This window comes from Paenibacillus algorifonticola (assembly GCF_050481745.1).
Classification (GTDB): Bacteria; Bacillota; Bacilli; order Paenibacillales; family Paenibacillaceae; genus Pristimantibacillus; species Pristimantibacillus algorifonticola_A.
The window spans coordinates 1-23169 of the sequence record NZ_JBCNGR010000020.1 but is presented as its reverse complement, the minus strand read 5'-3'; the positions used below and the strand labels follow the sequence as shown (position 1 = coordinate 23169).

The window sequence follows — 23169 nt, the reverse complement described above, 5'->3', positions numbered from 1 at the left end:
GCCACAAGCGCCCTAATGATAAGCTGGAGGGATATTCGTGTCTAATCTGATGGACCCGGTCGTTACGATTGTAACGCCGTCCTATAACTGCTCGCGTTTTATTAAGGAAACGATTGCCTCGGTCAAAGTCCAGACGTTCACCGACTGGGAAATGATTATCGTGGATGATTGTTCATCGGACAATTCCTGCGAAATTATTGAAGCGGAAGCTGCGCTCGACAGCCGGATTAAGCTGCACCGCTTGCAGAAGAACAGCGGGGCGGCCGTAGCCCGCAATACAGCGATGAATATGTCGCGGGGCCGTTATCTCGCTTTTTTGGACAGCGATGATTTGTGGCTCCCGACGAAACTGGCGCTGCAGCTTGATTTTATGCGTACGCAGGATATCGGCTTTTCCTTCACGAGCTACCGGGTGATGTCGGAGGAAGGGGAACTGACGGAGCGTGTGATCGGAGTTGTTCCTTCTATTAATTACGATACGCTATTGAAAAATACGATTATCGGCTGTCTCACCGTCATGCTGGATCGGCATAAGCTCGGCCAGGTGCAAATGCCGAACATACGGGCGAAGCAGGACACGGGCATGTGGCTGTCGATTTTGAAAAAAGGGCATTTGGCCTACGGCCTGCCCGTTGAGCTGAGCTATTATCGTCTCGTGAAAGGCTCGATTTCGAACAATAAAGCGAAAGCCGTTTACAAAATGTGGCGTCTGTACCGCGATGTGGAGAAGCTGAATCCTTTTAAAGCCTTATGGTGCTTGACGAATTATGTGAAAAACGCCGTGTTTAAGAGATTGTAGAGATAGAGGCTGTATAGTGGGGAGGTGCGAAAACGCATGTACAATCAATTGGGGAAAAGAGCGTTCGATTTTATTTCCGCTGGCATCGCGCTCATTTTGTTCAGCCCGGTCATGCTGGTGGTGGCGATTTTGATCAAGCTGGAATCACGGGGCCCCGTGTTTTTCGTTCAGCAGCGGATGGGGCAAAATAACGAGCTGTTTGCCATTTACAAGTTCCGCAGCATGCGGACAGATACGCCGAACGTAGCGACGGATTTGCTGCAAGATCCAGCATCCTACATAACGAAGACAGGAAAATTTTTGCGAAAATCAAGCCTCGACGAGCTGCCTCAGCTCATTAACGTCGTGAAGGGGGAAATGTCGGTCGTTGGCCCAAGGCCTGCGCTGTACAATCAATATTCCCTCATTGAGAAGCGAAATGACCGCAAAATCAATGCTATTAAGCCGGGCTTGACGGGCTACGCCCAAGTGTCGGGCCGGGACTCGATCTCCGATGACGAGAAGGTCCGTCTGGACGAGCATTATTTGCAGCAGATGTCCTTCGGCTTTGACCTCAAAATTATTTTCATCACGATTTTCAAAGTTTTCAAAGCAAGCGATATTAAAGCTTAAGGCGGAGGTAGGAGCAATGATTCTGGTAACGGGCATAACAGGGCTGACGGGCCGATTTCTATATGAGCAGATTCAGCGGGATTTCAAGCGTGATCAAGTATGCTACATGGTCAGGGAATCAAGCGACGTATCCTGGATGAAGGAAGGCGAGCGTTTCGTCTATGGCAATTTGCGCGATGCAGGCGATGTGCGGAACGCTCTCGGCCATGAAGGTATAACGGAGGTGCTGCATCTAGCGCCGCGCAATCAACTGAAACATGTGCTCGAAGCTTGCCTACAGCATGGCATTCAGCGCATTTATTACGTGAACAGCACCGGCATCTACAGCAAGTTCAAAAGCTCCTCGCATATTGATTTGCAAAATGAACAGCTGCTGCGTGCCAGCGGTCTGACCTATACGATTATTCGTCCGTCGATGATTTGCGGCAACCAGCAGGATGGCAATATTCATATGCTCGTCAAAATCATGAAGCGTTTTCCCGTTTATCCGATACTGGGTGCAGGGGACGGCCTGATGCATCCGATCTACGCCAATGATTTGGCGAAGGTGCTCGTTTCGATGCTGAATCGCGAGGAGCTGACGCGCGGCCAGGAATACGATGTCGCGGGAAAGGCACCGCTGAAATACAAGGAGCTGCTTAGCCTGATCGCGGAAGCGATGGGCAAGAAGATTGTATTTTTGCATATTCCTTATAAGCTTGCTCTCATCGCAGGCCGAATCGGAGAAAAAATTCCGAACCGAATTATTAATTACGAGAAGGTTCTCCGCCTGAACGAGGACAAAAACTTTGACTACTCCAAAGCGGCGAAAGAGCTGGATTTCAAGCCGATAGGCTTCGATGAGGCCATCGTGCTGGAAGTTGCAGCGCTTCGCAAGCATGGGACGATATAATGAGCCGATTCACGAGAGAGGGAAACAACAACACGATGAGACGCAGCTGGATTTGGGGAATTAGTTTGGTACTTGTCATTTTGACGGCGCTGGCTTTGCCATCTCTGAAGTCGGACAAGGCGCAAACCTCTACTACTGGCGGGAGCACTGGCTTCCATCTGGAGGTAGAGGGGAGTCCGGTGGTGAGCGCCGCAGCAGCGACAAGCGGTGCGGATGCCGCTTCTATTAATGTAGTGGACTACGGTGCAGTAGGGGACGGGAAAAAGGATGATTGGAGCGCCATTTCCAAAGCGATTGCCAAGGCAAAGGCGCTGCGGGATAAGGGACGGCAAGTAACGCTGCTTTTCCCGGAGCTAACGGAATACCGCGCCTCTAAAGCAATCGTGATTCCAGCGAATATTTCAGTGGATCAGCGTGCCCCGCTCATCTATACCGGTAAGGCCTATGAGCCTTTTCTGACGCTGGGCGAGGAAAGTACAGTGACGGGAGCTGAATACAGCGGCCTTAATGTACGGCGAGGCAAGCTGGCGGATTGGTCCAAGGACAAGTCGCATAAGGCGATCGGCATTCGGATTATTAATGCCAACAATTCGGGTATTCACATTCAGCGTGCCGAAAATTTCTCCGTAGGCGTAGAGACAATCGGGATTGGGACAGGCTTCGCCTACAATGACATTCGGCTTGGCAAGCTTACTTCCAACCAAATCGGCCTAAAGGTGACCAATAAGCGAAATAAAGCCAAAGTATCGGGCTGGAACAATGAGAATTTGTATACGGGCGGCAACTTCGCGGTGTGGAGCGGCAACAATACGTCGCAGAGCCGATACGGCATTGTGATTACGACGGAGGACGGTTCCTACACGAATAATAACAACAATGTATTCGTAAAGCCTAGCTTTGAGCTGAACCAGCGCAATACGACCGGCTCTGCCGAGAGTGTGCCCATCGTCATTGAACATGGTTTAAACAATACGTTTGATTATGTTCGCAATGAGACGAATGGCGTTTATATGGCCCGGTTGAAAAATAAAAGCAACAACAACACCTTTAACGTCAGCTACGGCGACGCCAAGCTGGATGACCAGTCGGAGTTCGGCAATCAAATGGTTTCGACGCAGGAATCGAGCTTTTTTGACCAGTTCACGCTGCGCGAATCGTTTAATTTGTCGGAGCGCTGGAACAAGACGAATACACATGTCTCGCTTGACGGCATGTCCTTCCTGAGCAATACGGGCGGCGTGCCAACGGCGACGAATAACTTTGCCTGCATCAGCAGCGGCAAAGGCTTTGTTACTTTCGCAAATGGGTGTGTCGCTGTGGGAGCCATGGTTGATGTCTCGGTCGTCAAGCAGTTCGTTATTAAGCGGGCGGTGCAGGATGAGCTGGGTGGACGGGTTATTGTTCGCGGCTATGACAAAAATGGCAAGCAGCTCGGCAGCTCGGGCAATTGGCTGCGCGGCATGAGCAACAACAGCTTTTATTTCGCCGATACGTTCGGCGGTGTGTATATGTCTGCTCGCGATATGGCGGACCCGATCTACTTCGACGTGAAGGATAATGTGAAGAAGGTTTGGGTCGGCGTAACGGCTGGCAGCGGCAAGGCGGTTATTAATTCGTTTGGCATCTTTACGAAATCCACCCAGTACCCTGCGGTTTATAGTGGCGAATAATAGGGCTTTGCTTGGTGAAAAGAGGGCTGCGCTGCGTGGACAGGTGTGTGTGGTTCGTGTGTGGTTCGGCCGTATGGTGTCCGCCAGTTCTACTACTGGTGTGGAAAGTAGAAGGTATCTACGCAGTGGAAGTTGATAATGGGGTGTGGGATGAATGAGGTACAAACTTGCGGGTAAAGCGCTGCTGGCCTTGCTTGTTGCGCTGGTGGCCTGGGAAGGCATTTTGGAGGTTACAACGATTCGTACGACAGGCTTCCAGCAGCATCCGGAACTGGGGCGCATCTTGAACCCGGGGCTGTATGTGAATGGGCAGGAAGGCTACGGCATCACTAAAATTTATGCGGAAGGCGCCATCGCACAGCCTTTCCCTGATCCCAATGAGACGGCCGCTGCCCGCAAGGCAGAGTACCGGATTTTGTTTTTGGGTGACTCGTATACGGAAGCGCTTCAAGTTGGCGATCAAGTGAAGTTTTTTCACCAAGTGCAGACTAGGATGCCCGAGCTGGATTCCCGCAAGGTGATGACCTATGATGCTGGACGCAGCTCCGCCTCCCCTGCGCATTATGCCTATTTGGCGAATTTTTACAAGAAGCGGGTCGATCCGGATGCCGTTGTCATCCAAATGAATGAGAATGATCTCAAGGATTTGTACGGTGAAAATACAAGCTACTATGCCAAGAAGGACGGAGACTCGTATAAGCTTGTCTTTAATGAAGACTTTATTAGCCGCAATGCGGTTGCCGCGAAGCTTCAAGCCCTTTACGGCTTGCTGCGGCTGTCGGTAGTGCGTGTTGGCTCGGACCACATGCAAAAGCTGCTGGAGAAGGAAGATGCGTCAGGTGAAGAAACGAAAGGCTCAGACTTCACGCCTCAACCGGGGGATGCGGAGCTGGTGAAGTGGATATTCGGAATTTTGAAGGAACAATATCCGCAGCTTGTTTTCGTTTTTTTACCGCAAATCGATTTTCAGTCGCCAGAGGATGAGCAGCAGCCGGGTTATTTTGAAGAGCTAGCCGAGCGCACAGCCAAGGAGCAGGGTATTCCGATGCTGAATATGAGACAGGATTTTGTGAACGCCTATCAGGCTACGGGGCTGCCAGCCTATGGCTTCTCCAACACTGCGTATGGAACTGGGCATATGAACAGCTCTGGGCATGATTTAGTGAGCAAAGCAGTAGCGAATTATTTCGAAGGAAGATGAGAAAATGATATTTTCAAGCTGGGAGTATCTGCTGTTTTTTGCCGTAATGCTTATCCTGTTATCTACTATTAAAATACATGCGCTGAAAAAAGCAGTTTTGCTGATCGGCAGTTATTATTTTTACAGCGTATGGGATTACCGCTTCGTCCTGCTCGTAATCGTGATGACGCTTATTAACCATGTGAGTGCCGTGTCGATCGACCGGGCAACAGAGGCTGCGGTGCGCAAGCGCTGGCTCATATTCAGCGTCATTGCCAATCTCACCATTCTTGGCTTCTTCAAATATTTTAATTTTTTCATAGATTCGGCGAATGGCTTGCTGGATCAGTTTGGCATGACGTTTCCGCTGCTGTCGATCGTGCTGCCCGTGGGGATCTCGTTTATTACGTTCGAGGTGATGAGCTACACGATAGATGTGTACAAGCGCGACATTAAGCCGTCGTCCATTTGGGACTTCTCGCTGTTAATTGTGTTTTTTCCGCATTTGATCGCAGGGCCGATTCTCAAGCCGCGGCATTTTCTGCCGCAAATGGCCCGTGACATCGTCATTAAGCGCAGCAACTTAATTGAAGGCGGACAAATATTCATCTTTGGTCTAGTCAAAAAAATTATCATTGCCGATCATATGGCGATGTTTGTCGATCCGGTATTCGCAAGTCCCGGCGATTATTCGCCACTAACCGTATGGCTCGCCGTCATTGCGTATGCGGTACAAATCTATTGCGATTTTTCCGGCTATTCCGATATGGCGATCGGTTCGGCAAAATGCATGGGCATCGACATTCCGCGCAACTTCAATATGCCGTACCTGTCCCGCAGCGTGACGGAATTTTGGCGGCGCTGGCATATTTCGCTGTCGTCTTGGCTGAGAGAATATTTGTATTTCTCGCTCGGCGGCAATCGCAAAGGGCCTATTCGTGCAAACATTAACCTCATTCTTGTTATGCTGCTTGGCGGCCTGTGGCACGGAGCAAGCTGGAATTTCGTATTTTGGGGGCTGCTGCACGGCCTTGCGCTCGTCATTCATAAGCTTTATTTCAACCATGTGCTCAAAAAACAGGAAATCAACCACTGGCTGTACCGAACGGCTGCGTGGGCGCTTACGTTTGTATTTGTCTGCATTACCTGGGTGTTCTTCCGCTCCCAAAGCTTTGAGCATTCCTGGCTGGTGCTGCGCAAAATGTTCCTCATCGACACCGGCGGCCTCATGTGGTTCTATCCTTATTTGGGCTTCGTGCTTGTGCTTGTGCTGGCTAGCCATATCGTTGGGGTACGGTTGAAAGATTATCCTCGCGTTAGGCTAACGACCTTTGGCGGCTTGTTTATTTTATTTTTCGTATTGCTCGCACTCTTATTGCTTATGCCAACAGCCTCCACACCATTTATTTATTTTCAGTTTTAAGGGGGACGAGGCGTGAAGCGGCATTGGAGTCGAAGAAAACGTATCACCTTATGGACGCTCGGCATGCTGCTCGTTATGCTTGCGCTTGCCGTATGGCGCGCCGGCTACTTTTTGGCGGTTGCGCCGAACCCTGCTCCCTCGCAGGCGATCATAGTACTGAGCGGCGAGGAGGGGCGGCTGGCGAAGGGGCTGGAAGTTTTTCAGCAATATGGAGCAGAAGCGCTCATTATTTCAAGCGCAAACGACCATTATATTCAAGAGGAGCTTCGCCTCGCTGTTTTGCCGCCAAGCGGGGTTTATTTGGAGACGCAGGCGCGAAGCACGAAAGAAAATGCGGCTTACGTACGGGAGCTAATGAACCAGCATGGGCTCAGCTCCGCTATTGTGGTCACCTCTGATTTTCATATGCGCCGCGCGAGGTACCTTTTTGAGCAAACGTTTGAGGATGGGCATTTCCAGCTCACCTATGCCAGCTACGAAAGTCCGCAGTTTAGCGCCGCCAAATGGTGGAGCAGCAAAACCAGCCTGATGATCACCGGCAACGAATATATCAAGCTGGGCGGGAATTGGCTCGGTATCGATGGGAAGGAGGCCAAACGCCTGCTTAAACGCCTGAATAAAGCTGTATTCTGAATGGGACAACGACAACTGCAGCCAGAATGATTTTACAATGGGGGTCTTGTGATGAAAAAAATGTGGGTGGTCCTTGCGCTTCTTGTGCTTGTGATAGGTATCTATCTGGCCTTCGGCCAAACGAAGCAGCAAGGTGCCTCTCCGGAAGCGTCTCCGACAAAGCCTGCAGAAAAAATCAGCTTGTCCTTCTGGACGTATTACGGCGGCTGGGAGGACACGATTAAAGCCTTTAACGACCTTCATCCGGAGGTTGCGATTAAGGTGACAGAGGTTACCTACGCCGATCAAGTTGAAAAATATACCGAAGCGCTTGCCTCAGGCAGCGTTCCAGATGTCATTATGCTCGATAGCGCCGCTTTCCCGAACTTTGGGGATAGCGACAAGCTGGAAAATTTGCTCGACGCTCCTTACAATGCTGGCGAGTATAAGGCTGGCTTCAGCCAGTCGCTGTGGGACAGCAACCTTTCCTTTGACGGAAAGCGCCTGATCGGCTGGCCGCTCTCCTCATCGCCAAAGGTAACCTATTACCGCGAGGATATTTTGAAAAAATACGGCTTTCCTACCGATCCGGAGAAGCTGGCGACGTATATGGATGAACCGGACAACTGGGTCAAGATGAACAATACGCTGCAAAATAAAGGCGTTCGCATTACGCAGTGGTACGGCGAGACGATAAATTTGTTCGCCAGCGCCCAAAGGACCGGCTTGGTGAATGACAACCATCAGTTTGCCTTCAATAATGATACATTTGAGCAGGCGATTGCCCTGACGCAGCGCTTGAAGGAGCATGTGCCTGGTGTCAATATTTGGGAAGAGTCAGGTGAGCAGGCTGTTCGTGACGGCAAGCTGGCTATGGTGTACCTGGGCATCTGGGGAGATTCGGTGCTGGAGCAGTGGGCGCCGGAAACGGCAGGCAAGTGGCGGCAAACGCGTCTGCCGCTGAAATTGAACGGCTGGGAAAATAGTTCCGTATTTCTGCTGCCTTCTGGCGGCAAGCATAAGGAGATGGCCTGGGCGTTCATGAACTACGTCGTAACGGATCATGCGAAATACGGTCTCGGCAATGCGGTTCCGGCCTATGGCCCCGTGCTGAGCAAGAGCAGTCAGAAGCCTGAGCCTTCGACATTTTTAGGAGGGCAAATCGTTTATCCGCTTAATGTAGAGCTCGCTAGCAAGATGCATGAGCGCAAATACACGGCGCTGGATAATGACGCGCAGAAGCTGTGGAACGAACAGCTCGCCAAAGGCATGGAGAAGGGCTGGAAGCCGAAGACCATTTTGAATCAGGCTGAAAAAGAAATCAATCGCAGCCTCGCTGACTTAGCAGGCAAAGCTGTGACCACAGCACCGGCAGCAGATGCAGCAGACAACGCATCAACTGATGCTGCCGCAGTGTCTGAGGGCGCCTCCAGCGCGCCGGCGAAGCCCTAAATGGGGTTATGCGCCGCAGCGGCGCTGCATGGCTGCTAGCGGGCATGAGAGATGAAAGAAACAGACTGCACGCGCGAGCTGCAGTCTGATTTGCGTTAAGACAGCAGCAAGCGAAAAAGCCGCTGGCCTCATCGGTCAGCAGCCTGCAGCATGCGCATAATATCAAGCTCCCCGATGAGCCGCTGGGCTTTGCTGCCCCTCAGCGGCTGGGTGGATCGCTTGAGTATCCATTTAATGTCGGCGGGCGATAGGCCTGGTTTATAGGCGAGCAGCAGTGCAACGGCGCCACTGACATGAGAGGTTGCCATGGAGGTGCCACTCATCTCATGGTATTTGCCGCGCAGCCATGAGGAAACGATTTTATCGCCAGGGGCGTAAATATCGATATGGGCACCACGATTGGTGAAAGGGGCGACGCGCCTAAGCCGTGTAGTTGCGCCTACAGAAATCGTTTGCGGATAACGGGCCGGATAATCAACCGAGCGGCGTTTTCCGTCGTTGCCTGATGAGGCGACTACTATGATTCCTGCGTTATAAGCATTGGTAATGGCAGTAAGCAGCGCCTTGCTGCGGGTTTTCATGCCGAAGCTCATATTGATAATGTTAACCCGGTTTCTTACACACCAGTCAATGCCGAGTATAATGTCCGAGACGAAAGCGCTGCCGTTGTGATCGAACGCTTTCACGGGATAAATTTGCGCACGCGGAGCGATGCCAATCATGCCCTGCAACTGATTGGCAGCTGCAATGGTTCCGGCAATATGGGTCCCATGTCCGTTGTCATCATGCGGAAGCATGCTGCGGTTCAGCAAGTTAATGCCGCGCGACAGCGACTGGCGCAGGTCGGGATGGCTGAAATCGACGCCGGTGTCAATGACGCCAATTTTAATGCGATGGCCGGTAGTCATGCCCCAGGCTTGCGGAGCTTTGACATGCTGGACGCCCCAAGGAACTCCTTTTTCGGACATTAAGGATTTGGGTGTAGCGGCATGAACTTTAATGCGTCGATCATCTTCAATCCATACCCCTGTGGAGAATCGGGCGAGGGTTTCTTCGACAGGCAGACGACAGGAAATAGCGCGAATGATGGGCATCTGTTTGACGGCTTTAAGCGCTGCCTTGCCATCTGGCAGCTCCGACCAGTCTTTTATAAAGCGCTGGTACTCGCTCTGCTGGTAAAAACGGATAATGCGCTTTTGTGTCGTCTGCTCCGAGCTTGCCATCGCGCCTTGCAACCAATGGAGAAAAACGGTAGTGTCCAAATTTCGCGTCCCCTCCCGACGGACGATGCTGAGCTATTGTATGACGGAGAGGAGCAAGCTGCATGAGCCACTTGCCTTTTTTGATATAATTAGGCGTGAAGCCGTGTCAAAATGCACAGTCGTACATAGGATGATGTAAGAGTTCTATGGGGCTCTTACCTCTCCGGAACGTTAGCGGCCAGCGCGGCCCGGATGGATACAGTCAGAGCGAAGGAATTCCTTCGCTTTTTATCCTGTTGTCCAAGCTGTGAAGAGCGGTTCAAGCCGCTCTAGCGCTAATAAATTCATTATCGCGGTGTGAGCTTTGTGGACAAGCCTCACAATGGATAGGCTGACGCTTGCTTTTTTGAAAGAAATAGGTTTTACTATAGTTTGATAATGAATGAAGATGGCAAGAGAGGATGTGTCCATATGAGCGGCAGCAACATCACTTTGAAGCTGGACCCTGAGCGGATTAAGGAAATGCCAATGGTTGATTTGGCATTTGAATTTCTTAAGACAGCTAATACGCCGTATTACTACCGTGATCTCATGATGGAGATTGCTAAAATACGCGGATTGTCTACGGATGGGATTAATCAGGTCATTGCACAAGTATATACTGAAATTAATATTGACGGCCGTTTCGCTTGCGTCGGCACAAATATGTGGGGCCTTAAGCGCTGGTATCCAGTAGAGCGCAGCGAAGATCCAATTTCCAACGCCAAACGCTCCAGAATCATTAACGACGACGACGATCTCGATGATGATGATCTGTTCGCGGATGAGGAAGAGGAAACTTACGCAGCGGATGAAGAGGACTACGATGTTTATGATGAAGATCGTGAGTTCGAGGAAGCTGAAGAAGAAGCCGAAGCAGACGAAGAAACCGGAATCGAAGGCGAAGAGCTGGAAGATGGCGATGATGATTCGGATGAGGAGCTGGAAGACGGCGAGGAAGCGGACGATTTTGAAGAAGATGAAGAGGAAGAGGACGACAAATAGGTTCTTGTTCACCCATGAATCGTGTAGACTTGAAATCGAAGAAAGGGTAAGGAGGCTTCTTATCCATCCCTTCTATTTCTGGGCAGAACGCTCGCTGACGCCAAGTATGACAGGCAGCGCCGTTTATACTTGAATTCTAAGAAAATATATAAGTTTTATCCGTATATCCGCTTAGAATTCACCGACAAAGCTCTTCGCTCGTCCTAGAAGGACGACGAAGTCGTTTTTGCTTGACAGGTTGTATACGTCAGAGTAAACTATTGCATGGGCTTTAGATTCGGTTAAGACAACCGCTTAATAATACGCCAAACGAAAAGTGCCCCGTACTCTACGGGTGTCACTTTTTTTGTTTGTAGAAGAACATGTTCGGCGGCGGAAGGCTTCGGCTTTTCGTTTGATGATACAGATAAACCGCTGTGGCGCGTAAGCGCCTATGTTTATTGGATAGATTGGGAAACCTATAGGAATACACACTAGAGCTTGGAGGGTATTGGCACAGTGACAAAATATATTTTCGTAACCGGAGGCGTTGTCTCTTCCTTGGGTAAAGGGATTACAGCCGCATCGCTTGGTCGATTGTTGAAAAACAGAGGCCTCAAAGTAACAATTCAAAAGTTCGACCCGTACATTAACGTAGACCCGGGAACGATGAGCCCTTATCAGCACGGTGAAGTGTTTGTAACCGATGATGGCGCAGAGACGGATCTTGACCTTGGCCACTACGAGCGTTTCATCGATATCAACCTGTCCAAAAACAGCAATGTAACGACAGGCAAAATTTATTCCAACGTTATTACCAAAGAGCGCCGTGGCGATTACTTAGGTGGAACGGTGCAGGTTATTCCACATATTACGAATGAAATCAAGGATCGTGTATTCCGCGCAGGCAAAGAATCGGCATCCGACGTTGTTATTACGGAGATTGGCGGTACGGTTGGCGATATCGAGAGCTTGCCATTCCTGGAAGCTATTCGTCAAATCAAGAGCGATATTGGCCGTGACAATGTAATGTATATTCATGTTACACTGATTCCTTTTATTAAAGCAGCTGGCGAAGTGAAAACAAAGCCGACCCAGCACAGTGTAAAAGAGCTTCGCAGCATCGGCATCCAGCCGAACGTAATCGTATGCCGTACGGAGCATGCGATGGCTGAAGACCTGAAGCACAAAATCGCCTTGTTCTGCGATATTGATGCAAATGCAGTTGTGGAGTGCCGCGACGCTTCCACGCTGTATGAAGTGCCTTTGATGCTTCGCGAGCAAGGCTTGGACGATATTGTCGTCAACCACTTGAAGCTCGGCACGAACGAGCCGGATATGACGGAGTGGACGAGCCTCGTTCAGCGCGTGAAGTCGCTGCACAAAACAACAGAAATCGCTATTGTTGGTAAATACGTAGCTTTGCATGATGCTTACCTCAGCATCGTGGAATCCCTTGCTCATGCAGGTATTGATGCAGATTCCGAAGTGAAAATCCGCTGGGTAAATGCGGAAGAGCTGACGGACAGCAATGTAGCAGACCGCTTGCAGGGCGTACACGGCATTCTCGTGCCGGGCGGCTTTGGCGATCGTGGTATTGAAGGCAAAGTGATTGCCATTCGCCATGCCCGCGAACAGCAAGTGCCGTTCTTTGGTATTTGCCTTGGCATGCAAGTTGCCGTTATTGAATATGCACGTCATGTGGTTGGCCTTGATGGCGCCAACAGCTCGGAGATTAACCCATCGACTCCATACCCTGTCATTGACCTGCTGCCTGAGCAGAAGGACATTGAAGACATGGGCGGCACGATGCGTCTTGGCCTGTATCCTTGCAAGCTTATTCCAGGCTCGCTCGGTGCTACAGAATATGATGATGAGCTCGTCTATGAGCGTCACCGTCACCGGTACGAGTTCAACAATGAATTCCGCGAGCAGGTGGAAGCAGCTGGCTTGACCATTTCGGGAACTTCGCCGGATGGCAGACTGGTAGAAATGGTGGAAATGAAGGATCACCCTTGGTTCTTGGCCGTGCAATTCCACCCGGAATTCACTTCCAGACCTAATCGTCCACAGAAGCTGTTCCGCGGTTTTGTCCGCGCTGCGCTTGCGTTTTCGGAGAGATAGTTTATTCGTAACATAAATGTATAAACCGTCCAATTTTTTTCCTGGGGCAGAAGGATATTCCGACTTGATCCGCGAATATATTAACGATGATGGAAGAGCTGGCCAATTGTTGTCGCTCTGTCGTGGGAGGTATTATATTTTGGAACAAAAGAAGCTATTAATAGTGGACGATCAGAATGGAATCCGTGTGCTTTTGATGGAAGTGTTCAGCAGCGAGGGTTATGCGACTTTTCAAGCCTCCAACGGCAAGCTTGCCTTGGAAATTGTGAAGAAGGAAAGCCCTGATTTGGTGCTGCTTGACATGAAGATTCCCGGGATGGACGGTTTAGAAATTTTAAAGCATGTGAAAGCCATTAATAAAGACATAAAAGTCATTATGATGACGGCTTATGGTGAGCTGGATATGATTAAGGAAGCGACCGATCTCGGAGCTTTGATGCATTTCACCAAACCGTTTGATATTGATGAAATGCGAATAGCGGTGAACATGCAGCTAGAAGGCGGTTCCAGCAGTCGTTTCGCGATAGGGTCCTGATTAGCGGGCCCTTTTTTATTATTCTATGGTTTGAACCTTGGCAAAAGAGCTTTACCATTCCTGACGCCATTATGGTATAATGGCTCAGAATCTAGCTGTTTATTTGTCTATCGCATGAGGTATTGGTAAAATAAAAGTAAACACAGAGAACCAAGTGGCTTGCAGCTCTGCAATTTTCGAAAATGATGTCGGCGAATGGACAAGTCATTCATCCATGGAGACACCTGGCTCCTGCTCGCTTTGCTAAGCAAGCCGTATTTCAAGAGAAAATCCGCTTGTTCGGAAGTAACAATCAAGCGTAACAACAGGAGCACGGGATGACGAACCGCCTTCTAACAGTGTGCATGCGGCGGCGTGTGCTCGCTGTGGCGGTTTTTCCTTTGTTCTCTTTCGATACAACGGGAGGACTACAAAATTGATGGAGAAATTGATGATACGCGGCGGACGTCCGCTGCAAGGAACGGTCCAAATCAGCGGTGCTAAGAACAGCGCCGTAGCGTTGGTTCCCGCTGCAATACTAGCGGAGTCCGAGGTTGTGCTGGACAATTTGCCTCATTTGAGTGATGTTGCTGTTTATAGTGAAATTTTGCAAGATCTTGGTGCGGTCATTGACTGGCAAGGCGATATGATGCGAATTGATCCTTCTAATCTTAAAGCGAGGCCTATGCCGAATGGAAAAGTTAAGCTGCTTCGCGCTTCCTACTATTTGATGGGAGCGATGCTGGGACGCTTTGGAGAAGCCGTTATTGGCCTGCCTGGCGGCTGCAATTTTGAACCTAGACCTATCGATCAGCATATTAAAGGCTTTGAAGCGCTGGGCGCAACCGTAACGAATGAGCATGGCTCGATGCGCATATCTGCCAAGCAGCTGCGGGGAGCGAAAATTTATCTTGATGTGGTAAGTGTAGGAGCAACGATCAACATTATGCTTGCGGCCTCTCGGGCCAAAGGCTCTACGATAATCGAAAACGCGGCAAAAGAGCCTGAAATTATAGATGTAGCTACTCTTCTCAATGCCATGGGCGCAAAAATCAAAGGGGCCGGCACGGAAACCATTCGGATTGAAGGAGTGGATAGCCTGCACGGCTGCCGCCACTCCATTATTCCTGATCGCATTCAAGCTGGAACTTACATGATTATCGCCGCGGCAACGCGTGGAGATGTCCTGATTGACAATGTCATCCCGAAGCATATGGAAGCTATGACGGCGAAGCTGGAGGAAATGGGCGTTACCGTATACGAAATGGATGAATCTATCCGCATCGTGGGCGCTCCAAAGTACAATGCCATTGATGTTAAAGCATTGGTTTATCCGGGCTTTGCGACCGATTTGCAGTCCCCTATGACGAGCTTGCTGACCCAAGCGAGCGGTGTAAGCATTTTAACCGACTATGTATACAGTAATCGTTTCAAGCATGTTCCTGAGCTTGCGCGCATGGGCGCCAACATTCGTGTTGAAGGAAGATCAGCCATTATTGAAGGCGGACCGCTTAACGCCGCTAAGGTGCGAGCAGCAGATCTGCGCGCAGGCGCGGCGCTTGTTATTGCGGGATTGACTGTCCCGGAAGGCATTACCGAAATAAGCGGTGTGGAATACATTGACCGTGGCTATGACCACTTGGTTGATAATTTGCGCAGACTGGGCGCCGATGTGTGGCGCGAGACGGAAACCTCCTAAATAGGCAGGAAGACCGGAGCTTGGCGCTGATTCAAAGGGATGAGGAATATCCGGCGCCATCTCTGGTATATACTGATAGATCGGAATATAGCGGTTTGCTGTACCATAAAACTGAATAAAGTGGTGAGAACATGACAGATCTTCAGATCGCCGATCTGGAAGAGTTGAAGCTGACGGATTTGTACAAGCTGGCGAAGCAGTATCAAATTCCGTATTATGGCCAACTCAAGAAGAAGGAATTGATTTTCGCAATATTGCGGGCCCAGGCTGAGAAAAGCGGCTTGATGTTCATGCAAGGCGTCCTGGAAATTTTGCCGGAAGGCTTCGGCTTTCTTAGGCCTATCAACTATTTGCCAAGCAAAGAGGATATTTATATTTCGGCTTCCCAAATTCGCAAGTTCGATCTTCGTACGGGCGATCTCGTATCCGGCAAATGTCGGCTTCCGAAAGATTCGGAGAAATACTTTGGTTTGCTGCAAGTAAATGCAGTTAATGGGACGAGTCCTGAACTCGCAGCTGAACGGTTACATTTTCCCGCATTGACTCCTCTTTTTCCACAGAAGAAACTGGTGCTTGAGACGGCATCCTCTAAACTTTCCACACGAATTATGGATTTAATTGCGCCTGTTGGACTTGGCCAGCGTGGACTCATTGTTGCACCTCCGAAAGTCGGCAAAACGTTGCTTCTCAAAGAGATTGCCAACAGCATTTCTACCAATCATCCTGAAATCGAGCTGTTCGTACTGCTTATTGATGAACGGCCTGAGGAAGTAACGGATATGCAGCGTTCGGTTAAGGGCGAAGTCATCGCTTCCACTTTCGATGAAGTGCCGGAAAATCATATTAAGGTAACAGAGCTTGTCTTGGAGAGAGCGTTGCGACTGGTGGAGCATAAGAAGGATGTTGTTATTTTGATGGATAGCATCACGCGTCTGGCTCGTGCCTATAACTTGGTAGTGCCGCCATCCGGCCGTACGCTGAGCGGTGGTATTGACCCTGCTGCATTTCATCGTCCGAAGCGATTTTTCGGTGCGGCGCGGAATGTGGAAGAGGGCGGAAGCTTGACGATTCTCGCGACAGCGCTTGTAGAGACGGGCTCGCGTATGGATGACATCATTTATGAAGAGTTTAAAAGTACTGGTAATATGGAGCTGCACCTAGACAGAAAACTGGCTGAACGCCGGATTTTCCCAGCACTCGATATCCGCAGATCGGGTACGCGCCGTGAAGAAATGCTCCTGACGCAGGAAGAGCTGGAGAAGCTATGGGTAGTTCGCAAAAATATGAACGATTCCATTGAGTTCGTAGACGGCTTCCTCAAAAAGCTGAAAAACAGCGAAACGAATAGTGAATTTCTCATGTCGCTCGATTCCATGCCAGAGACGAAGCCGCCGCAGCGCAGCAGCACGATCAAAAGCAGCAGTACCAGTTCGTCGTCATCATCAACGACAGCGGCCGGACGCCGTTCGGCAGCCCCCCGTACGACGCATAGCTCATAGCGCTGCCTGAAAGGAGAACATCATGAATCTTGTATATGCTGATGAGCAAGGTAATGTCTTTGATCATCCTCACTATATAGCTTTAGGCCGCAGCGGCGATATGATTGTCGAAATGATGGAGGACGAGCTCATCCCGTTGCCGGAGGGGGCGACGCTTGTAAGCTTGCCATTTACGAAGGCGGTTGGCCTGAACCCAGATACGGGCGAAATGCAGCTGCTTCCTGGCAATAAGCAAGCGGTAGGCGCGCTTTTGCCGCAAGGCTTTACGCGGCTTGCCCTGCCAGGCTATGTCAAAGCGGACAAAAATGAAAAACTGCCTTTGTTTGGCTATACAGCAGTCGTATGGAAGAACAATGGCTTCTACGTAGCAGCTGAGCAGTGCGATGATCCGGAACGCTGGGATCCGCTGAATTGCGACCGGGATGAGGTTAAGCAGCAGGTAGAGCGCATCACTTCTAAATATCCAGAAAATCGTCTATATAAGCATTTGTCGAACTGTGCACTTGGGTATGAATGCTTGACGTCGTCCAATACGTTCCTGCAGCGCTGGGAAGGTGCGGTTCCGGTATCGTATTCGTGCAATGCGGGTTGTTTTGGCTGTATTTCCGAACAGCCGGATGACAGCGGCTTTGTTGCTCCGCAAACCCGGATGAATTTTAAGCCGACGGTGGACGAAGTAACGGAGATTATGCTGGAGCATCTTCGCCATGAAGATTCGATTATCAGCTTCGGGCAAGGCTGCGAAGGCGAGCCATCTACGCAGGTGCGGATTATTGTCGAAGCGATGCGCCGGGTGAGAAGCCAGACGTCGCTTGGCTACATTAACATTAATACGAACGCTGGGCTGACGGATCACATTCGTGCAATTGTTGATGCGGGCTTAAATCTGATGCGTGTCAGCACCATCAGTGCGCTTGATGACCATTATAATGCCTATTACAAGCCGCGCGGCTATACGCTCGCCAATGTTGAGAAGTCGTTGAAATATGCAACGGACAAGGGTGTTTATACGTCAATAAACTATTTGATTTTCCCTGGTGTGACGGATCGTGAGGAAGAGATGGAGGCAATGATCGGCTTTGTAAAGCGGACGGGCCTCAAGCTTATCCAAATGCGGAACCTGAACATCGACCCGGAAAGCTATTTATCTTTGATTCCGCCGGCACAAGGCGAAATTTACGGTATGAAGCAGATGCTGGAAATTTTCCGCGATGAGCTGCCCGATGTCGTAATTGGCTCATTCACGCATGTTCCGCCTGCGAGCTTAATTCAATCTTGATGCCCTAGAAGGAGCAGATTGTCCAGTAACGGTCAGCTCCTTCTATTGTGTTTTACAACATGGACTGGGCTATGCTATAATGCAGAGATGTATGACTTAATTCTGGGCCCGCCTGTGGCTCAGGGCAGAAAGAGGTGAAAGAGATGAAACAAGCTATTCATCCGACATACCATATCACTACAGCAACTTGCGCTTGTGGTAACACTTTCGAGACTGGTTCCATTAAACCGAACCTTCGTGTAGAGATTTGTTCCCAATGCCACCCATTCTATACGGGTAAGCAGAAGTTCCTGGATGTGGGCGGCCGCGTCGATCGTTTCAAAAAGAAATACGGCATCTAATTGCTGTGATGTCTATTTTGTCTATATTTGGCAGAATACAAGAACCTCCCGTAGCCATTCTAATGGTTATAAGGGAGGTTTTTTTGATGAGATTGAACCGGAGCATATTGCCTTTAAAAAGCTCTCGCATGCTGTTGTTGGCTGGCTTCTTGCTGCTGGCCGCATCAAGTGTTGCCGGCTGTGGCCAGCCTGATCATAAACAGCAGATGCAATCCTATGGCCATGACGGTTATATGGGGCTGTCCAACAGCAACCCGAACATACCGAATAAGCATTCGTATTTAAATTATGGCTCAGACGGCAAGTTCGTCGGCGAGCTGATCAAGAAGATGGACGGCGTTCAAAAAAGCTGGATTCATTTTAACGGGGAGCATCTGGTCGTTCATTTGACCGCCAAGCCGGGCATGTCCGATGCACAGGTGAAGCAGCTTCAGCATAAAGCAGAGGAGACTTTGCAATATAATATGCCGCGCTATGAGGTACGGGTCAAAACGAGCCGGTAGCCTACAATGCCCACTTTTATGCGAAACAGCGCCTTTCGTCAAGGAAAGGCCAAGCTGTTCACGCTTGATGAAAAGGGACATTTTATGTCTTGTCCCCAGAAAAGTTGCGCTTTGTAGCATTATCAGCTATACTTATTTTTGCCGTGCTAGATGGGGAGTTAGCGGTGCCCTGTAACTCGCAATCCGCTTTAGCGAGGTTGAATTCCTGTTTGAGGTTATGTCTATGCGGGGTTTGGCGCTTGCGAGCAGTGTTGACAGTTGGGTCCTCCGCAATGGACGCTTGTGAACTCGGTCAGGTCCGGAAGGAAGCAGCCGTAAGTAAGTTAGTTCATGTGCCGGGGGAGTGCCTGGCTCGAGCTGTGGTGCAAGAGTGCCGCCTGGGTTACATTAATCAAGGGCAGGTGCACGGTATTAAAGTTTTATATTACGGATGTTAACAGACACCGGCGACGCTTTTCGATGAACTCGAATGGTGCTGCGGGTGTTTTTTGTTTGGCTTGAGGCTTCGATCATGTATAATAAGAGATAGAGTATTTTTGCAGAATTCCTGTAAGGAAACAAGAAGGGAACGGTCCATGTGACTCATATTGCCTTGTACCGTGCCTGGCGTCCCCAGACGTTTCGGGACATGGTAGGACAACAGCATATTGTGCAGACGCTGCAAAATGCGATAAAAGAGGATCGCGTTTCACATGCCTATTTGTTCAACGGTCCTCGGGGGACGGGGAAGACGACGACAGCTAAGGTATTGGCGAAAGCAGTCAATTGTGAATCCGGCCCGGCAGTGGAGCCCTGCAACGAATGTGACGCGTGCCGCGGTATTACAGCTGGTCATATTATGGATGTCGTGGAGATTGACGCTGCCTCCAACCGAGGCATCGACGAAATTCGCGATATACGGGATAAGGTGCGTTACGCCCCATCTGAAGTGAGATATAAAGTGTACATTATTGATGAGGTGCACATGCTTACTTCAGAGGCATTCAATGCTTTGCTCAAAACATTGGAAGAGCCGCCTGCACATGTTATCTTTATATTAGCAACAACAGAACCGCATAAGCTTCCTGCAACGATCATTTCTCGCTGCCAGCGTTTTGATTTTCGGCAGGTGTCGCTTGCTGAGCAGTCGGAGCGGCTTCATGAGATTTGCAAGGAAGAAGGCATTACCGCCGAAGAGGATGCGATTGCTTATATTGCTAGGCTGTCAGAAGGCGGCATGCGTGACGCCATCAGCTTGCTGGAGCAGGTAGCAGCTTTTGGAGGCGGAAGCATTACGCTGGACGGCGCTGTCGATGTGACGGGCGGAATGGCGGCCGACCAGTTCTACGAGCTGGCGGAAGCGGTTCGCGACCGTGATGTTGGCGCTGTGATGCCGCTTGTTGAAAGCTTGACGCAAGCGGGCAAGAGCGCGGATAAGTGCATGGAAAACCTGATTTATTATTTCAGAGATTTGCTTGTGCTCAAGCTTGCTCCGCAAGGCGGAGCGGCAACGGAACGCGTCGTTGATGCAGAACGCTTCCAGGCAATGGCGGATGCTTTTACGCCGGATCGCCTGTTTCGCATGATTGATACGCTGAACAGCTATCAATCCGAGATGAAGCACGCCGCTCAATCGCAGACGCTGTTTGAAGTCGCGTTGATGAAAATTTGCACCATCGGCGATAGCCGTGAGAGCGCGTCTGCAGGGGACGCCGCCCAGCCATCTGGCGGGACGGCCAGTTCTTCAGCAGAGGTGAGCCGTCTGCGCCAGCAGGTAGAGCAGCTCGAGCATAAGCTGGAGCAGCTGTTGCAAAATGGCGTTCCAGCTGCTGGCGGAGGAGCGTCTGCCAGCGGCGCAGCGGCTCGAGCCGGGGCGAATGGCAATCGTCCAGCCTTTAATAACCGCAGCGGCGGCTCTAACTCGGTATCTGTTCGGACGCCAGTTAAGCTGGGGCCCTATTTATCCGCTGCTGGCAGCAGTGAAACGGGGCAAGTTCGCATGAAGTGGAGCGAGCTGCTGCAGCGGGTGAAGGAAACCAAAATCACAGTGCATGCGTGGTTGATGGATGGCGAGCCGGTATCCGTTGTGGACGGCAACGTATTGGTCGCTTTTAAAAATACGATGCACCGAGAAACAACGGAGAAGCCGACGCATAAAGAAATTATTGAGCGGGTTATGCAAAGTGTGTTTGGGCAGCCGCTTCAGCTTGCGACAGTTATGATTAAAGAATGGCAGTCTGCAACCGATAATGGCTCAGAAACGCCGGACGAAGCGTTTGAACTGCAATCGGATATGCCGGACGCAGCGCCTGCCCAGCCTAAATGGGTAGAAGAAGCGGTAAAGCTGTTTGGCGAAGAGCTTGTCGTTGTGAAAGAGGATTTTTAACTATAAATAAGAGGTGATTACAATGAACAATATGAATCAAATGATGAAGCAAGTGAAGAAGATGCAAGAGCAAATGATGAAAGCGCAGGAAGAGCTTGTCCACAAAACCGTTGAAGGCACAGCAGGCGGCGGCGTAGTTAACGTTACTGTGAATGGCCACAAAAAAGTTCTTGATATTACAATTAAACCGGAAGCGGTAGATCCGGAAGATGTAGAAATGCTGCAGGACTTGATTATTACAGCTGTAAACGATGCCTTGTCAAAAGTGGACGATGTTGCGAACCAGGACATGGGCAAATTTACAGGTGGTATGAAAATCCCAGGCTTGTTCTAAAAATAAGCCGCAGCTCGTTCTGATTTGAAAGGAGCTACACCTGTTGCATTATCCCGAACCGATAGCGAAGTTGATTGACAGTTTCACCAGGCTGCCGGGTATTGGACCGAAAACAGCTGCGAGACTGGCTTTTTATGTGCTGCGCATGAAGGAAGATGATGTCATTGATTTTGCTAAAGCGCTAGTAAGCGTGAAACGCAATCTGACTTATTGCTCCATCTGCTGCAACATAACCGATACGGACCCTTGCCGTATTTGCCAAGATAAGCTCAGGGACAACTCCGTCATCTGCGTCGTACAAGAATCGAAAGATTTGGTGGCGATGGAGCGGACGAAGGAGTTCATGGGGCATTATCACGTGCTGCAAGGGGCGATCTCTCCTATGGAGGGAATTGGTCCGGATCAGATCAAAATTGCCGAGCTGCTGCGCCGCCTCAGTGATGAGCGAGTGCAGGAACTTATTCTGGCGACTAATCCGAATGTCGAAGGAGAAGCGACCGCTATGTATATATCGCGGCTGGTGAAACCTTTTGGCATACGGGTCACGCGAATCGCTCACGGCTTGCCGGTTGGCGGCGATTTGGAATATGCCGATGAAGTTACGCTGTCCAAAGCACTGGAAGGCCGCAGAGAGCTGGGTTAAAGATAGGCAAAGCTGTTCTTATCGTTCAAAACGATAGGGGCAGCTTTTTTATATGAAGCATATATAGGGTGGGGTCTCATAACGCAATGCCTTTTCGTTTAGAAAGCTGCTGCGGCTGATTGATTTCGGTGCTGGTTCTATTTGCAAGTCTCTCCGCTTATATATGGAATATAGGCAGCCTTGGCTTTTGAATGGACAAGCGGGAGGTCATGAGGGAATGAAGCAGCTCAATAAATGGAGAATCGGCAGTAAGACAGCGGAGAAAAAGTCGGTTAATGGGGTTCAAGGGGAGATGGATGCCCTGCAGTGGACAGATCGGCTGCGCCAAGAAATTTATGAGGCCCATCTGGAATGGGAAAATGCAAACCGTTTTTTTGACTATGCTTTGGGCAAAGATCAGATTGATTATGCGATATACGCCATTATTACGGCTGAAAAGCGATATGACTCTTTGCTCCGCACTGCCAAAAGAGCTTGCAAGAGCTGGTCGGAATGGAGGGCGGTCCAATGATGAATACAATCCTACTCATTGTCCTTGTCTTCTCTTCGGTTGCACTGCTTGCCGTAATTGTTCGACATCGTCTTTCATGGTCATGGACGAAAAGCTTCACCTTGCATCTGATAAGTGCCTGCGCAGTTCTTTATTTGTTGAATTACTCCGGTCTTATTTCCGATATTAAAATCCCCATTAATCCGGCGACGATATCAACGGTGGTCGTACTCGGTATTCCGGGTATAGCGCTTATTGTAGGTCTGCAGCACATAATGGTGTAGTTATCCGCAAGCAGCGGAAGGCAATGTTCATGGGCTAAAGGTGATCAGGACAAGCCTGGATAAGGGCTTTCCTGATTTTTTTGCGTTTGGGTTGACTTGTCCGTATGGTTCATGGTATTCTATATCTCGCGTCAAGGGCAGGTACATACGGGGTTGAAAAACACCGAAAAAGTTTTTTGAAAAAAGTACTTGCAATTGCCTAGGCGCCTGTGATATATTATATGAGTCG

22 protein-coding genes and 1 other RNA gene are annotated in these 23169 nt (G+C 49.9%); 22 read left to right on the top strand and 1 reads right to left on the bottom strand.

The window, feature by feature from the left end:
* Nucleotides 1-49 precede the first annotated feature (49 nt).
* From ABEW34_RS18255 to ABEW34_RS18220, 8 genes are all read left to right on the top strand, one after another.
* A complete protein-coding gene (locus ABEW34_RS18255) occupies nt 50-799 on the top strand; it encodes a glycosyltransferase family 2 protein (RefSeq protein ID WP_430160722.1) in 750 nt (249 codons plus the stop codon).
* A gap of 36 nt (nt 800-835) precedes the next feature.
* Entirely contained in the window at nt 836-1411 is a 576-nt protein-coding gene (locus tag ABEW34_RS18250) for a sugar transferase (protein WP_430160571.1), read from the top strand.
* Nucleotides 1412-1427: 16 nt separating this feature from the next.
* A complete protein-coding gene (locus ABEW34_RS18245) occupies nt 1428-2303 on the top strand; it encodes an SDR family oxidoreductase (protein WP_430160570.1) in 876 nt (291 codons plus the stop codon).
* A complete protein-coding gene (locus tag ABEW34_RS18240; RefSeq protein WP_430160569.1) occupies nt 2303-3973 on the top strand; it encodes a hypothetical protein in 1671 nt (556 codons plus the stop codon). Before ABEW34_RS18245 ends, ABEW34_RS18240 begins: the two co-directional genes overlap by 1 nt.
* Nucleotides 3974-4127: 154 nt before the next feature.
* Entirely contained in the window at nt 4128-5174 is a 1047-nt protein-coding gene (locus tag ABEW34_RS18235) for a hypothetical protein (protein ID WP_430160568.1), read from the top strand.
* 4 nt (nt 5175-5178) lie between these two features.
* Entirely contained in the window at nt 5179-6576 is a 1398-nt protein-coding gene (locus ABEW34_RS18230) for an MBOAT family O-acyltransferase (RefSeq protein WP_430160567.1), read from the top strand.
* 12 nt (nt 6577-6588) lie between these two features.
* Complete coding sequence (locus tag ABEW34_RS18225; protein ID WP_430160566.1) at nt 6589-7209, top strand: YdcF family protein; 621 nt, start codon at nt 6589-6591, stop codon at nt 7207-7209.
* Nucleotides 7210-7260: 51 nt separating this feature from the next.
* On the top strand, nt 7261-8640 hold the full coding sequence (locus ABEW34_RS18220; protein WP_430160565.1) for an ABC transporter substrate-binding protein: 1380 nt from the start codon (nt 7261-7263) through the stop codon (nt 8638-8640).
* Between the two features lie 128 nt (nt 8641-8768).
* Here ABEW34_RS18220 and ABEW34_RS18215 read toward each other — a convergent pair whose 3' ends face one another.
* A complete protein-coding gene (locus tag ABEW34_RS18215) occupies nt 8769-9902 on the bottom strand; it encodes a S8 family peptidase (RefSeq protein WP_430160564.1) in 1134 nt (377 codons plus the stop codon).
* 411 nt (nt 9903-10313) lie between these two features.
* Between ABEW34_RS18215 and rpoE the strand changes: the two genes are divergently transcribed.
* The 14 genes from rpoE (at nt 10314) to ABEW34_RS18145 (ending at nt 22940) form a co-directional block, all read left to right on the top strand.
* On the top strand, nt 10314-10886 hold the full coding sequence (gene rpoE, locus ABEW34_RS18210) for a DNA-directed RNA polymerase subunit delta (protein ID WP_430160563.1): 573 nt from the start codon (nt 10314-10316) through the stop codon (nt 10884-10886).
* Nucleotides 10887-11384: 498 nt separating this feature from the next.
* Nucleotides 11385-12989, top strand: a complete 1605-nt coding sequence (locus tag ABEW34_RS18205) for a CTP synthase (protein ID WP_056037640.1) — start codon at nt 11385-11387, stop codon at nt 12987-12989.
* 139 nt (nt 12990-13128) lie between these two features.
* On the top strand, nt 13129-13524 hold the full coding sequence (locus tag ABEW34_RS18200; RefSeq protein WP_056037642.1) for a response regulator: 396 nt from the start codon (nt 13129-13131) through the stop codon (nt 13522-13524).
* A 418-nt stretch (nt 13525-13942) separates the two neighbouring features.
* Nucleotides 13943-15202, top strand: coding sequence for a UDP-N-acetylglucosamine 1-carboxyvinyltransferase (locus ABEW34_RS18195; protein WP_430160719.1), 1260 nt, complete (start codon nt 13943-13945; stop codon nt 15200-15202).
* A gap of 131 nt (nt 15203-15333) precedes the next feature.
* Complete coding sequence (rho, locus tag ABEW34_RS18190) at nt 15334-16701, top strand: transcription termination factor Rho (protein ID WP_430160562.1); 1368 nt, start codon at nt 15334-15336, stop codon at nt 16699-16701.
* Between the two features lie 22 nt (nt 16702-16723).
* On the top strand, nt 16724-17980 hold the full coding sequence (locus ABEW34_RS18185) for a radical SAM protein (RefSeq protein WP_430160561.1): 1257 nt from the start codon (nt 16724-16726) through the stop codon (nt 17978-17980).
* A 143-nt stretch (nt 17981-18123) separates the two neighbouring features.
* A complete protein-coding gene (rpmE, locus tag ABEW34_RS18180) occupies nt 18124-18321 on the top strand; it encodes a 50S ribosomal protein L31 (RefSeq protein WP_046229556.1) in 198 nt (65 codons plus the stop codon).
* An 86-nt stretch (nt 18322-18407) separates the two neighbouring features.
* The gene (locus ABEW34_RS18175; RefSeq protein ID WP_430160560.1) at nt 18408-18824 is read left to right on the top strand and encodes a hypothetical protein; all 417 of its coding nucleotides are present in this window, start codon (nt 18408-18410) and stop codon (nt 18822-18824) included.
* A gap of 141 nt (nt 18825-18965) precedes the next feature.
* An RNA gene (gene ffs, locus ABEW34_RS18170) (signal recognition particle sRNA large type) lies at nt 18966-19233 on the top strand.
* Between the two features lie 168 nt (nt 19234-19401).
* The gene (gene dnaX / locus ABEW34_RS18165) at nt 19402-21189 is read left to right on the top strand and encodes a DNA polymerase III subunit gamma/tau (protein WP_430160559.1); all 1788 of its coding nucleotides are present in this window, start codon (nt 19402-19404) and stop codon (nt 21187-21189) included.
* Nucleotides 21190-21211: 22 nt separating this feature from the next.
* On the top strand, nt 21212-21523 hold the full coding sequence (locus ABEW34_RS18160) for a YbaB/EbfC family nucleoid-associated protein (RefSeq protein ID WP_056037661.1): 312 nt from the start codon (nt 21212-21214) through the stop codon (nt 21521-21523).
* A gap of 43 nt (nt 21524-21566) precedes the next feature.
* Nucleotides 21567-22166, top strand: a complete 600-nt coding sequence (gene recR, locus ABEW34_RS18155; RefSeq protein ID WP_046229552.1) for a recombination mediator RecR — start codon at nt 21567-21569, stop codon at nt 22164-22166.
* A gap of 217 nt (nt 22167-22383) precedes the next feature.
* Nucleotides 22384-22677 carry a DUF2508 family protein gene (locus tag ABEW34_RS18150; RefSeq protein WP_430160558.1) on the top strand — a complete coding sequence of 98 codons (294 nt, stop codon included), beginning with the start codon at nt 22384-22386 and terminating at the stop codon, nt 22675-22677.
* Entirely contained in the window at nt 22674-22940 is a 267-nt protein-coding gene (locus tag ABEW34_RS18145; protein ID WP_430160557.1) for a pro-sigmaK processing inhibitor BofA family protein, read from the top strand. The genes ABEW34_RS18150 and ABEW34_RS18145 overlap by 4 nt, the downstream gene beginning before the upstream one ends.
* The last annotated feature ends 229 nt before the right edge of the window (nt 22941-23169 follow it).